This window comes from Candidatus Enterococcus moelleringii (genome assembly GCF_017377575.1).
Lineage (GTDB): Bacteria > Bacillota > Bacilli > Lactobacillales > Enterococcaceae > Enterococcus_A > Enterococcus_A moelleringii.
This window is the reverse complement of the sequence record NZ_JAFREM010000002.1, coordinates 147,617-160,418: the sequence shown is the minus strand read 5'-3', so window position 1 is coordinate 160,418 and position 12,802 is coordinate 147,617. Positions and strand designations below refer to the sequence as shown.

Here is a 12,802-nt window from a genome sequence, read left to right as displayed (position 1 = left end):
ACTATGTTTAGATTAAGACCCCCGTATCATTTTATCCCTATTATACCAACGCTCCAAAGGCCATTTCTGTCGATCTATCAAAATCCACATGATTTCAAACCAAAAATAACATCGGAAATTTGATGCCCCCTTGCCACATAAGGATTTCATCCATCTGTCGTAACTGGCTATTTTCACTACTATTGACGGTCGACAGATTAATGAGAACCTTGAAAATTGCCACTCCATTCTAACATGTCAGTTCTCGTCATCTTCAGAAACTTCCGAGATTGGTACAACCGTCTTTGTTAAGAACTCTAATCCAAATTTGGAATCATAGATATAGCTGCCCTGTAATAAGACTTTTCGATAGCTTTTTTCGACTATCGCGTTTCTAGACAATAGCTGGTAATATCTTCTGCCAGAAATGGAGATCCCCTCACCGGTTATGTCTTTGCCCGTTTGTTCAGCGGCTTGGACGTCTTCTTCCAAATAGACCTTGATCTGCATTGCGCTGTTTCTGAAATATTTTGCGGCTTCTTTCTTGCTGTCGGCAATATTTTGATATGGCTCTTCTTCTAAAATAAGCTTTTCACCGTTTAAAGGTTGTTTACTTGTTAAGCCAAATATTTTACGGATTTCTTTTTCTGCTTGCTGGAATTCTGTGTCAAAGAATTTATTAACATTTTTTTGTTCGTAATAGTTCGTCAATAAGTCTTTGCGATCGACCATGTCTAACAGCCATACTTCTTTTTTCTTGCTTTTCTTTCTATTCTTTTGCTCTTTTGTTAGCAATTTGTTTGTCTCATCAAGTAGAACTTGGTCATACACACTGTAAGCTTTGGGTTTTAGTAGATAGAAAAGACCGCCCTTTTCTAGTTTTCCCCGACGATTATTACGACCCATCCGCTGAATAAGTGAATCCATTGGTGCTAAATCGGAAATGACTATTGGAAAATCGATGTCTAAAGCAATTTCGACAACTTGAGTGGTCAACCAAATCTGTCCTTCTTGTCGTGTGATTCGACTGTACAGACCTTTCGAATCGTTTTCTTTAAAGCGGCCATGTATACACTGGATTGCTGTGTCCTCGGGCAAGGCCTCTTTTAACTGTTTATAGCAGCGAATCACACTATCCACATCATTTAAAATAATTAGGACTTGCTGATTGTTACTCAGTGCTTGCTTACTGATAGCTACAATCTCAGATGAATCGTGATTTAGAGAAAGCTGAATCGTTTTCTCCCCACGTTTAACCGTATCTGCTTGGTGAATCCCATCATACTTAAGCAAATTGTTTAGTCTTTTTTTATAGGATGATGGCAGCGTAGCAGTCATTAGATGAAAGCGCGTATCTAAATGCTTCATCGCATACTCCATCAGGTAGACAAAGGCTAAGAACATCCTTGGACTTAACAAATGAATTTCATCCACGCAAACCCGCGCATCCTTCAACACCGCTAGAACTTTTTCGTAGGCGGGATATTTGAACAAAGTCATGGCAATTTGATCCACCGTCGCTAGCAGGTAAGGTTTCGCAAAATTACGTGCCAATTCGATATCATTTGCCGATAATGAAATCTCAGAAGCTTCTTCTTCAGCTTTGGATTGATAAAGGTGCAACGTTCCATGTAGCACCCCAACATTTTTTTGACCATACTTTTCTACCGCTTCTTGATAAAAACTCATGGCGCTAATGCGATTGGGAACGAGATAAAGCTTTTTCGCTGCCGTCAAACGATCCGAGCAAACGGTTTTCCCGGCACTCGTGAAGGCTTCGGTTACCACCAGCGGTTGGTCTTCAAACTGCAGAATTTCTTCTTGTAATGCGTTGAATTTAGCTTGCGCATCGCCAGTTCGTTGTTGAATAAACGAGAGCAGCTTTTGATCTGTTTCAGCTTGTTCCTCCCTGGTAAAATAATACTTGAAATCTTGACCTTCTTGACTGGATGCCAAATGATCCATCAAATTGACGAAGCCTTTCACTTCGATGTACATTTGGTTGAATTTCTCTTTTTTCGATGAGGGTTCGTCTTCAGCTAAGTTAGTATCATTTTGCTGTACAAGTAGATCAAAAGGCTTTTGAAAATCCTTATAATATTCAAAATTCAACTCTGTTACATCTTTAGGTAGCTTCGCTAACAATTCATTCGTCAGCACTGCTTCAATATCTTCAAAAACAAAACAATCCTTTTGACTCAAAATATCTTGATAGATATCATAAAAAATCGCCTCTTCCACCGCTGTCTGTCGCACATCATAATATTTACCAAAACTGCCATGATGGTACATCACAGCCTTCAATAGTACCTGCTTTTCCTGCCAACTAAGATCTGTCCTTTTTTGCAATTCAGAGTAGAAAAAAGCAGGACTTAGCAAGTTGTGTTTGACTTCCTCTTTTTCCGGATTCGAGCAGGGGATCAAAGCAGCTTCAATCTCCAACCTTTCATCTTCCTCTTCAGCATTTTTCGCCATGCTGCGGTAGATGTTGTTTTGGATTTTACTATTCATTTTTCCTAAGTCATGCCAAACACAACCCAGACGAATCATCAACTTCTTATTTTCCGAGAGCGTAATCTCTGGTGTAATGATCTGATCGTAGCATTTCAGTAAATCCTGCGTGTGCTCGGCTAAAGTCCGACCATTTTTGAGTTTTCCAGTAACTTTTGTCGACGATTTTGCTAGTAAATATCGTTTCTTCACTTATCCATCACCTCACATCCATACAAAATATTCCTTCTGTTCTTGATAGTTACAATATGCTAATGCCTGATTCTCTGGATACAGCCCTTCATCCAAATAGACATACGTTTTTACCTGGTATTCACGATCAACTTTTTCGGCTTTGATATCGCGGTACGTGTGCGGCAAACGGAATATCGGACCGGCATCCAAAATTTTATCTGAAGTATTCTCTGAAACTGGTAGATAGCATTTATCCAATTTGATTTTTTGCTGCAGCAATTCAATTAGCGGCATTCCTTGATTGATCTCCACATCCAAAAGGACAGGCTTTACTGGCACGAATTTATTTGTGTCGGTACTCCGATCAATTTTCCCTAACAAAGCAAAGTCCTCTTTTCGCCCCAACGAAAGATACCTCTGTGGGTGTAATAAGTGCTGATGAATTCTTTGGAGTGTTGCTTCACTGCCAGTCACAAAAATCGTCAACTCTAGCTCCCGTAAGACTTCTACATTCATGATTCGATTTTTAACTATATTGTCTTTGAAATGACGATAATTTTTACTATCCGTCCAATCTTTTAGTTTTTTTTGCTTTAAAAAAGTCTGATATTCTTTCCAAAAAGTACCAATCTCTCCACGTAAAAAATGGGTTTCTTTTGCAGCAGACACACCTGAGATAGCCACTTGCAATTCTTCTTCAAACCGTTCATCACATAAATAAGCCAGCATCCCAATTACGGTCGTTGGACTCGGTAATGGTAATGTCCCAAGATAATTATCCTGAGAAAATCGATAATCGCGAAAATGAGCAGTTGGCTGATAAAGTTGAAACCTTAGTGCCTTTGTCATTTTTATCAGCTCCTAATCTTTTAGATACCAATCATTATTTTTAATGGTTAAGCGCTCTGCCAGTTGTTGGATTGCTTGAACTGGCATAGTTGAGATTGCTTCTTTATCCACTAACAGATTTTTATCTGCCGCTTTGATTGTGCCCTGTAATTGATAAGCCGCCTCTACTTCTTCAATCACTGATAAATCCAGTTTCAATCCTGTCTCTCCTTGCACCTCATTTAAGCAAACCGCATCCCAGAAATAAGGAATCACTTTATCGAAAGCACCTCCGAAAACTGCTAGCGGTTTCAATAAAACACGTTGGTGCTTAATGTCGCGCGTTAAGATAGTCAGTGCATTTAAGATATCTTGAACCGCTTGAATCCTTAACTCATCGGGCATGTAGTTGCGCTCGGACGGTGATACATAATGATATTTCCCATCGCCTCCTTTTGCTACTTCACTCATGCCGATACGATCCAATTCAATCGTCACCGTATAAGCATAATAGTCACCGAAAACTTCTTCATTTGCTAAGGCTTGTGTTGAGGGAACTGCTTCATCAGGAATTTCTTCTCCCTTTTCATTAAATCGATTCCGTTCTAAATCCAAATTTAGGAAGCCTCGATTTGTTATTAGCTGTGTATCTCCTCTGTAGGTTGTCGCTGAAACGAAAGGAATCACTCTCAACGGTGATGTCTTGGAGACACCATCATTTGGTAACAAAAAACCAAAGACATCAGCCTCTAAATTTTTTTCTGTCAAATCTTCAACATTATTGAAATAGGAGTTGCTCGACTTAATTGTCAGATCATTTAATTTCCACCCAAAATTTTCAAATAGACATTTCCGCAACTCATAAGTAAAAGTAGCTACCGATGTCATCGCATGAATGCCATCCTTAAAATAGAATTTTTTTATTGGCGTGTAGTTTCCAAAACCTTGGTCATTCGATAGGGCAATTGGACTCTCTGTCAAAACGGTTAGCGTGATACAAGAAATTTTTTGCATGTTTAAACTCCTCCATATTCTTCATTTTAAATGTATCCTTCAGTATTTCAGTTTCTAAATTTTATTTTCTTTTTTTACTGTAAGTAATCCCTGAATAATTTGTCCTACATAATAATGGTATTCCTTAGTAGAAGAACAAAGAATATCTTCCGCTAACCAATTCGGAAAGTTACTGAAGCTTTCATCATTCCCTTTTTCTGTGGTGGTAAAATAGAGATGTAGCAAATCTTCATGCATTCTGGTACGATTATCGCTTCTTAGTAATTGAGTTAAGCGGAAACCTAAATTTTTCTTATTTTCTATTCGTGAGAAACTATTGCCAAAGTGCCAGTATATCTTCCCACGATTTTTCATTTCATTCATCATTGTTTCTTTCCTCCTTATTTCTAAGCTATTCATTGTCTCAGTAATAAAATTTCCCAACAGCTTATAGTTGTGTGCGAGACGTGTCTCATCATCGATTCCGATATTATCCAATAGCAAGCGGTAAGCGCCATCATAATTGTCATTCAAAATATGTTTTTTTAGTTGGTTGATTAGCTCATTCCTATTTTTCAATTGATCTGGAAAGCTGAATTTATCCACTAAATCCATTAAAATCAGTTGGACTTTTAAGCGCTCATACTCAATAATCTCTTCTGTTTGTAAGAGAATGCCTTGATTGGCATCTGTTGTAATTCGATACAATCGAACTTTTGACGACCTCCCAAGACCCGCAACCTGATAATAAAATGCTTGTGTAGTATAAACATTTTTCTTCATTTGAATTTTACGTTGCAGAAGGTAAGTGATCTCCAGGCTGTCTGTCATGACTAAATATTGCGGCTTTTCCACTTTCACATAAAGTAAAAATAGCAAATTGAAAAACTCGCATTCAAAGCAGACGGATGAATATTGATTCACCCGGCCATAGTTTGAAAACGTATTGTTTTCGCTACCTTTAAAGGTATACAAATACTTTGAATCAGTTCGGACTATTCTTTTATTTGGTTTCATTTTCTCAATAGTTTCGATGGCATATTTATGGGTGATATCATAAAGCGGTGCGGTATTTTCTTGGCAAACGGAACAGTTACTTCCTTCACCATATAATTCCAGGTGCTCCCGTTGTTTCAACAAACTATCGAGAAAAAGCTGAAGCAACTCTTTTAAATTTTGATGGAAATTAGCAACAGTACCCGCATTTGCGCCAAATTTTCCACTGTTTCGCAAATAAGGGAAGTATATTTTTTGACTCTTTGCAACGATCTTCTTGATCTTATCCGGAGAAACCTTTGCTGCCTCGAGAAGTTCTATTAAATGTTCTTTAGGAGCAACTTCTAGTTTATTCAGCAGATCATCTGACAGTTTTTCTACTATTAGGTCCCGGACAAATGCACGATAAAGTTCAGTCACAATTTGTGTAAAAAGAGCTTTCTTCATGTCGAACTCTGCTGGCATCTCAAAGCTCAGGTGGTTACGATGCAACTTTGGCTGAATACGATTGTCCTCATCAATCTCCCGCAACATTCGATAGAAATAAAGGATGCCCGTATCGCGAACCAACTCACCATTTTTCAAAATATTAATCTGCATGAGCTACCTCCTCGACTAAATCTAGCATTCCAAATCCCGAACCCGATAACGAGCTCCAGCCACTACTCAGGAATAAGTTCAACAAATAGGGTTTCCCTTCTAGCCTAAAAGTCCCAATACTAGCCTCAATGTATTTCTCGTAATGTTGAACTACTGTCTTTTTCATTTTAATCGGCTTGAAGACAAGTGCTTCTAAATCTTGTTTTAAACTATCCCCATAAAAATCTTCCCATTTGTACAATGTATTAGCTTTCAGTGTTTCTAAAAAAGCTGCTTCATTTTGACTGACTGAATGGAACCAATCTTTCATCGTTTCTCGATCATGTTCTCTCGCGATGATAGGACTTGCTGTGCGAAAAATCGCTGCTTGTCCCCGAATCATTGGTTGACTGACAGGAATAACAGACTGAACAGTCACTTTGTTTCTAGCGAATGGAACTTCTTCATCAAGAAGATTAGCAAAAGCATTTTGAAAAAGTACCGCCGTTTCCGCATCACCTGTTGAAAAATTAAAGATCAGTTCTTTGTTGGGCACGAGAATCTCCTCTTTACCGAACACAGCATTTTTTAAGTAGACACTCCATGTATAATATTTTTGTGTGTTTTGATCAAAGAACTCATGGAATTTTCGTTGATCTTGTTTCTCAATCGCTGTCTTAATTAGACTTAAGCAACTCTTACGATAATTGATTGGTATACTTTCGTTCTCTAAAGAACAAATAATTTGTAATCGCACTTTTTTCCCTCCTTTTTTCGAACTCGATAAATATTTCTTACATACAGACTATTAATTAGACTACTTTTGTTATACTCCTTTTGGTCTTCTTTACTCTCTAATAAAAATTGCTGTCTGTCAGAAAAGATACCTATTTTTATATCTTTTTCTTACCAACTACACATTGATAACGCTTTCTTAGTCCAATTAATATATTAAACGAACTCTTTTCGGATATCAAGGCCGAATTATATTTATGATTAATATCGAGTAATTTGAGCTGCTGAATCCACTTTGGTATAATTCAAGTAAGTGTACGTTAATCTAAAATAAGTGAAGTATAAATAATTAAATTTACGTTCCAAATCCTACCATTAATCTAAAACAATGTAATCTACATTTATTCTTCCGCAACTGGAAATTTTTGGATGTAACTTGATCTAACCAAAATATACCCCATCAAAGAAAGAATACTTTTCTGATGGGGTGTTTTGCATGCAATTTTAAATTAGTAAATCAAATTCCGCGGTTGCTCTATCACAAAAACCTACCAGCAGAACGTCTTAACGACATTCCACTGGTGTTCCCATTAACTATCCCCTACCCCGCCAACTCATCAAACTGTGAGTTATACAGCGCAGCGTAGTAGCCGCCTTTGGCTAGCAGTTCTTCGTGTGTTCCTTGTTCCTTGATATCGCCGTCTTGCATGTAAAGGATCTTATCGGCATCCTTAATGGTCGATAGACGGTGAGTGGTAACGAAGGAGGTCCGGCCGGCCATTAGGTTGTTCATGGCTTGCAGCATGTTGGATACTTGCGCCAGCGGAGCGATTGGTTGAGTCAGGTTGCGGACGTATAAGAAAACTTTAGACCGTATCACAATATGAATACAAACGTAGTCGCTCATGCTATAATATCTATATTGAATATATAAGGAGTGGAACCATTATGACTACTACTACAATCCGCATACCTGAAGAAGATTATAAAAAAGTGAAATCTCTGGCTGCATTTGAAGGAGTAAGTGTTTCTGAATTTATGCGTAACGCAATTATGGAACAGGTTGAAGATACTCTTGATTATGAAGCTGGTATCAACATTTTGAATGAAAAAAATGAACGTGTTGCTCGGGAAGACGTATTGAAAGAGGTATTTCCTGACTAATGTATACTTGGAGTTTCGATAAAAAAGCATATAAGGAATTTAAGAAGTTAGACAGCCTGATACAAAAACGGTTAGTTAAATGGTTAGACACGCATATTGAAGGAACCGAAAATCCTCGACAATGGGGAAAAGCTCTTGAGGGTGATAAGAAAACACTTTGGCGTTATCGGGTGGGGAGTTTTCGTATGATTGTTGATATTATCGATAATGAATTTGTCGTGCTTGTTCTTAAAACCGGTAAACGAAATGATATTTACAAGCGTTAATAGCTTTTATCATACTGGATAAGTAACAGTTTTCTAGACTGTCTCTGCTATTAGTTCCCACAGTATCTATCGGATGTGTAAGTTCTGTATTTGAATAAGTTTTACTAAATGAAGTAAGCTAGTTTGACGAAAAATCAGACTAGCTTCTTTGTGTTCATTAATTATTCCCCCACAGGCAATGATGGCCCCTGGAAGTTCATCTGCCTTTTGCTCAGCTCCTGATTCATTGCGTTGATGCCATTATTCAAATGATTTTCTCGATTAATTACGTTAGGAAGAAAAACGACTGTTAATCCACCACAAAAAACCACCAGCAGAACGTCTCTCAACATCCCACTGGTGTTCCCGTTATCTATCCCCTACCCCGCCAACTCATCAAACTGCGAATTATACAGTGCAGCGTAATAGCCGCCTTTGGCTAGTAGTTCTTCGTGTGTTCCTTGTTCCTTGATATCGCCGTCTTGCATATAAAGGATCTTATCTGCATCCTTAATCGTAGATAGACGGTGAGCGATAACAAAGGAGGTCCGGCCGGCCATTAGGTTGTTCATGGCTTGTTGGATTAATACTTCAGTTCGAGTATCGACAGAAGAGGTTGCTTCATCCAAGATCAGGATTGGTTTGTCTGCTAAGATAGCGCGAGCAATCGTCAGCAGTTGTTTTTGTCCTTGCGAGATGTTGGATGATTCTTCGTTCAATTCCATATTGTAACCGCCAGGTAAGGTTTCGATGAAGTGGTTTACGTGAGCAGCTTTGGCTGCGGCGTAAACTTCTTCGTCGGTGGCATCTAGTCTTCCGTAACGGAGATTGTCCATGATGGTGCCTTTGAACAACCAAGTATCTTGGAGTACCATACCGATGTTTTCCCGTAAATCTGCGCGGTTGAAATCGCGAATGTCGTGACCATCAATTTTGATGGCGCCGGTATTGACGTCGTAAAAGCGCATCAATAGTTTCACCATTGTGGTCTTACCAGCACCGGTTGGTCCAACGATGGCGACCGTTTGGCCTGGTTCCACATGACTGCTGAAGTCATTGATAATAATCTTATCCGGTGTATAACCGAATTTGACGTGTTCGAAATCAACTTCGCCGTTGACCTTGCCGATTTTGACTGGGTTTTCGACGGTTTGAGCTTCTTCGTCCTCGCCTAAGAATTCAAATACACGTTCAGCGGCAGCTGCCATGGATTGCAGCATGTTGGATACTTGTGCCAGCTGAGCAATTGGTTGGGTCAGGTTGCGGACGTATTGGATAAAGGCTTGGATATCCCCTACTGTGATGGTACCGTTGTAGGCTAAAATCCCACCAATAATCGCTACGGCTACATAACCTAAGTTCCCAACGAAGTTCATAATTGGTTGCATTAATCCAGAAAGGAATTGCGATTTCCAAGCGGATTTGAATAGTACGTCATTTTGCTTTTTGAATTCGGCTAGGGCATTTTCTTCATCATTGAAGAGATGCACAATGTTGTAGCCGCCGACGGTTTCTTCTACTTGACCATTAATCATACCTAAGTATTTTTGTTGGGTCTTAAAGTGCTTTTGCGAGAACTTAATAACGATCGTGATCAAAACCAACGAGATCGGTATGATTAAAACGGAAATACCGGTCATCTGTACCGAAATCGATAGCATCATGATAATAACCCCGATAATCGTGAAGGTCGATGTAATCAGCTGCGTGATCGATTGGTTCAGTGATTGTCCTAAGGTATCCACGTCATTGGTGATACGGGATAGGACTTCACCGGTTGTCCGGCTTTCAAAGTAGTTCATTGGCATGCGGTTGATTTTTTCAGAAATTTCTTTCCGCATGCGATAGGTAATTTTTTGCGTGATCGTTGACATGATCCAGCCTTGCATGATTCCGAAAACGGAGGCGACTAAGTAAAGTCCCAGCATGAAGAGCAGGATGTGTCCGATTTTATCAAAATTGATATCGCCAGTGCCTTGATATTTTTCAACCAAGCCATTGAACAATTCAGTGATTGCTTTAGATAAGATTTTTGGTCCCCAAATATTAAAAACAGTCGATGCCGCCGCAAAGATCATCACGAATAAGACGGGGATCTTATAGTTTGCCATATAAGAGACTAGTTTTTTAATGGTGCCTTTAAAGTCTTTGGCTTTTTCGCCAGGACCCATTCCGCGGCCCATTGGTCCATGTCCGCCTTGCGGACGTTGTTGTTTTGTTTCTGCCATTTTCTTCCCCTCCTATTCTGCTTCTAAGCCTAATTCGGCGTTACTCAACTGTGAAGAAGCGATTTCTTGGTAAACGGGTGATGTTTCCATCAGTTCATCGTGGGTTCCTTGTGCTACGATTCGACCTTCGTTCAGCACGATAATGTTATCGGCATGAAGGATGGTTGAAATCTTTTGGGCCACAATGATTTGTGTAATGCCTTTAACTCGTTCAGCCAATGCACGACGCAACGCAATGTCGGTCTTGTTGTCTAGGGCAGACAGTGAATCATCAAAGATCAAAACCTTTGGATCTTTGGCTAAAGCTCTGGCGATGGACAAGCGTTGTTTTTGTCCCCCGGAGACGTTGGTTCCGCCTTGGGAAATCTCCCGTTCGTAGCCTAATTCATTGCCGTCAATAAATTCTTCCGCCTGAGCAATTTGCGCGGCTTTTTTCATTTGTTCATCGGAAATGCCTTCGACGTTCCCGAATTTGATATTTGATTCAATGTTTCCAGAGAACAGCACACCTTTTTGCGGAACAAAACCGATCAGGTCATGCAGCTTGTGCAAGCTCATTTGGCGAATGTCCACACCATCAATCGTGATGCGGCCGCTGCTTACATCAAACAGTCGCGGAATCAAGTTCACCACGGTGGATTTCCCAGAACCAGTTGACCCGATTAAGGCCGTGGTTTCTCCCGGATTGGCTGTGAAGTTGATATGATGCAGCACATCTTCACCAGCATCTGGATAACGGAAGGTCACACCTTCGAATTTCACTTGACCTTTGAAATCATGATCGTCCTGTGGTTGTTCAGGATCGATGATGCTTGGTTCGGTTTCTAACACTTCATCCACCCGACCAGCTGATACGTTGGCACGAGGCAGGATGATTGAAACCATTGACAGCATCATGAAGGCCATGACAATTTGCATCGTGTAGGTAATGAAGGCCATCATGTCCCCAACCTGCAATTGGCCAGTGTCAATATTGTGACCGCCAACCCAGACAATCAAGACGGAAATTCCGTTCATCAAGAGCATCATAATCGGCATCATGATGGACATGCTGCGGTTGACAAACATTTGGGTTTTCATCAAGTTAGTATTGGCAACATCGAAGCGGTTTTCTTCGTATTTTCCCCGAGAAAAGGCCCGAATAACTGGTAGACCAGTGATAATTTCACGGGAAACTAAGTTCACGCGATCGACTAATTTTTGCAGACTCTTGAATTTTGGCATGGTAAAGCCTAATAGAGTCAACACTAACAGTAAAACTAAGCCGACAGCTAATGCGATAATCCAGCCCATACCGGTACCGGTTTTAAACACTTCATACACACCGCCGATTCCTAAAATTGGTGCGTATAAAACTAGTCGGATAGTCATAACTAATCCCATTTGAATTTGTTGGATATCATTGGTGCTGCGAGTAATTAAGGATGCTGGCGAGAAAGTCTCCATCTCCGTATTTGAGAATTGCAGGATTTTGTCAAATTGACCCACCCGCAAATTTTTACCGACTGAAGAAGAAACCAGCGAAGCAATTAAGCCAACTAAAATGGCTGCTACGGCTGCGATCAACGTCAGAACAAGCATTTCGCTTCCTCGTTTGAACATATAGTCCATTTGAATTTGTTTCGTATCTTTATCTAGTGCCTTGTATTCAGCTAAGGTTAATTGGATGCCGACGGTCTTCATGGAATCTTGACCGACATCCCCTAAGCCTTCTTTGGTTTCTTTACGAGCAGCTTCAACTTTTTCAGGTAATTCGTTTTGCGTTTGCTTAATCGAATCCCCGATCGATTGGGCTTGTTCGCCTTTTTGAGTCGCTTCCGCACCTTTTTCTTGCGCGGTAGCTAAATCACCAGAGGCTGCTGCCGCTTGTGCTGCGGCTCCTGCTTCTTGGGCTTCTTTGCCTAATTCTTGGGCTTGCTGGCCCTCGGTGCCTAATTGCTTATACTCATCTAAAATTTCTTTCGCTGCCGCTCCATCTTTTGATTCTTTGGATTGAGAGGTAGCCAGCATAAACATTGGCAGTTCAAAGATTTTAGCTAACTTTTCTTTGTTTGCTTCGCTTTTATGCTGCAATTCATAAACAGTCACGTCTTTTCCGTCGACTGTTTCGGTGGTTTTTTTGTAGTTTTCTTTAATCGTATCTTTTTCATCATCGGTCATGAAGAGCTCGATGGCTGAAAGAGTAGATTCCCGAATACTCTCTGGGGTAGCTGTTTCCAAGCCCCCTTGTTGAATCCCGACATCCACGATATCGGATGTAATGCTTGGCAATGTCAACTCGCTATGGGCCTGAACAACTAAGAGAATCAGCGCCGCGAGGATGGCATACCAATATTTGCGTAAATATTTAAATAGTTTCACGTTTGTTAC

Annotated in this window: 10 protein-coding genes and 1 pseudogene; 2 read left to right on the top strand and 9 right to left on the bottom strand. The window is 40.1% G+C overall.

Translation table 11 applies throughout. The features are described from left to right. Positions 1 to 237: 237 nt before the first annotated feature. The 6 genes and pseudogenes from cas3 to JZO70_RS01230 form a co-directional block, all read right to left on the bottom strand. Positions 238 to 2,682: a CRISPR-associated helicase Cas3' gene (cas3, locus tag JZO70_RS01255; protein WP_207671708.1), complete on the bottom strand. Its 2,445-nt coding sequence runs from the start codon at positions 2,680 to 2,682 to the stop codon at positions 238 to 240. A 12-nt stretch (positions 2,683 to 2,694) separates the two neighbouring features. Beyond that, on the bottom strand, positions 2,695 to 3,513 hold the full coding sequence (gene cas5, locus JZO70_RS01250; RefSeq protein WP_207671707.1) for a CRISPR-associated protein Cas5: 819 nt from the start codon (positions 3,511 to 3,513) through the stop codon (positions 2,695 to 2,697). A gap of 12 nt (positions 3,514 to 3,525) precedes the next feature. Beyond that, positions 3,526 to 4,506 (bottom strand): type I-B CRISPR-associated protein Cas7/Cst2/DevR, encoded by a 981-nt coding sequence (gene cas7i / locus JZO70_RS01245; protein ID WP_207671706.1) that lies wholly within the window; start codon positions 4,504 to 4,506, stop codon positions 3,526 to 3,528. A gap of 54 nt (positions 4,507 to 4,560) precedes the next feature. Beyond that, a complete protein-coding gene (locus JZO70_RS01240; protein WP_207671705.1) occupies positions 4,561 to 6,081 on the bottom strand; it encodes a hypothetical protein in 1,521 nt (506 codons plus the stop codon). Next, positions 6,071 to 6,817: a CRISPR-associated endoribonuclease Cas6 gene (gene cas6 / locus JZO70_RS01235; RefSeq protein ID WP_207671704.1), complete on the bottom strand. Its 747-nt coding sequence runs from the start codon at positions 6,815 to 6,817 to the stop codon at positions 6,071 to 6,073. Before cas6 ends, JZO70_RS01240 begins: the two co-directional genes overlap by 11 nt. A 579-nt stretch (positions 6,818 to 7,396) precedes the next feature. Continuing rightward, positions 7,397 to 7,594 (bottom strand): annotated as a pseudogene (locus JZO70_RS01230) (ABC transporter ATP-binding protein); the annotation flags it as partial. Between the two features lie 149 nt (positions 7,595 to 7,743). On the opposite strand from JZO70_RS01230, the gene relB reads away from it, so the two are divergent. Continuing rightward, complete coding sequence (gene relB, locus JZO70_RS01225; RefSeq protein ID WP_207671703.1) at positions 7,744 to 7,959, top strand: type II toxin-antitoxin system RelB family antitoxin; 216 nt, start codon at positions 7,744 to 7,746, stop codon at positions 7,957 to 7,959. After that, positions 7,959 to 8,225 carry a type II toxin-antitoxin system RelE family toxin gene (locus JZO70_RS01220; RefSeq protein ID WP_207671702.1) on the top strand — a complete coding sequence of 89 codons (267 nt, stop codon included), beginning with the start codon at positions 7,959 to 7,961 and terminating at the stop codon, positions 8,223 to 8,225. Before relB ends, JZO70_RS01220 begins: the two co-directional genes overlap by 1 nt. A 161-nt stretch (positions 8,226 to 8,386) precedes the next feature. On the opposite strand, the gene JZO70_RS01215 is transcribed toward JZO70_RS01220, so the two are convergent. The 3 genes from JZO70_RS01215 to JZO70_RS01205 are packed head-to-tail and all read right to left on the bottom strand — an operon-like array spanning position 8,387 to position 12,793. Then, the gene (locus tag JZO70_RS01215) at positions 8,387 to 8,557 is read right to left on the bottom strand and encodes a hypothetical protein (RefSeq protein WP_207671701.1); all 171 of its coding nucleotides are present in this window, start codon (positions 8,555 to 8,557) and stop codon (positions 8,387 to 8,389) included. Between the two features lie 27 nt (positions 8,558 to 8,584). Continuing rightward, positions 8,585 to 10,432: an ABC transporter ATP-binding protein gene (locus JZO70_RS01210; protein WP_207671700.1), complete on the bottom strand. Its 1,848-nt coding sequence runs from the start codon at positions 10,430 to 10,432 to the stop codon at positions 8,585 to 8,587. Positions 10,433 to 10,444: 12 nt separating this feature from the next. Then, complete coding sequence (locus tag JZO70_RS01205) at positions 10,445 to 12,793, bottom strand: ATP-binding cassette domain-containing protein (RefSeq protein ID WP_207671699.1); 2,349 nt, start codon at positions 12,791 to 12,793, stop codon at positions 10,445 to 10,447. Between the last annotated feature and the right edge of the window lie 9 nt (positions 12,794 to 12,802).

Excerpts from the sequence above, each read along its gene's own strand:
- JZO70_RS01215 (WP_207671701.1), bottom strand. The coding sequence starts at position 8,557 with ATGTTGAGAGACGTTCTGCTGGTGGTTTTTTGTGGTGGATTAACAGTC.
- JZO70_RS01240 (WP_207671705.1), bottom strand. The coding sequence starts at position 6,081 with ATGCAGATTAATATTTTGAAAAATGGTGAGTTGGTTCGCGATACGGGC.
- relB (WP_207671703.1), top strand. The coding sequence starts at position 7,744 with ATGACTACTACTACAATCCGCATACCTGAAGAAGATTATAAAAAAGTG.
- JZO70_RS01220 (WP_207671702.1), top strand. The coding sequence starts at position 7,959 with ATGTATACTTGGAGTTTCGATAAAAAAGCATATAAGGAATTTAAGAAG.
- JZO70_RS01210 (WP_207671700.1), bottom strand. The coding sequence starts at position 10,432 with ATGGCAGAAACAAAACAACAACGTCCGCAAGGCGGACATGGACCAATG.
- cas5 (WP_207671707.1), bottom strand. The coding sequence starts at position 3,513 with ATGACAAAGGCACTAAGGTTTCAACTTTATCAGCCAACTGCTCATTTT.
- cas7i (WP_207671706.1), bottom strand. The coding sequence starts at position 4,506 with ATGCAAAAAATTTCTTGTATCACGCTAACCGTTTTGACAGAGAGTCCA.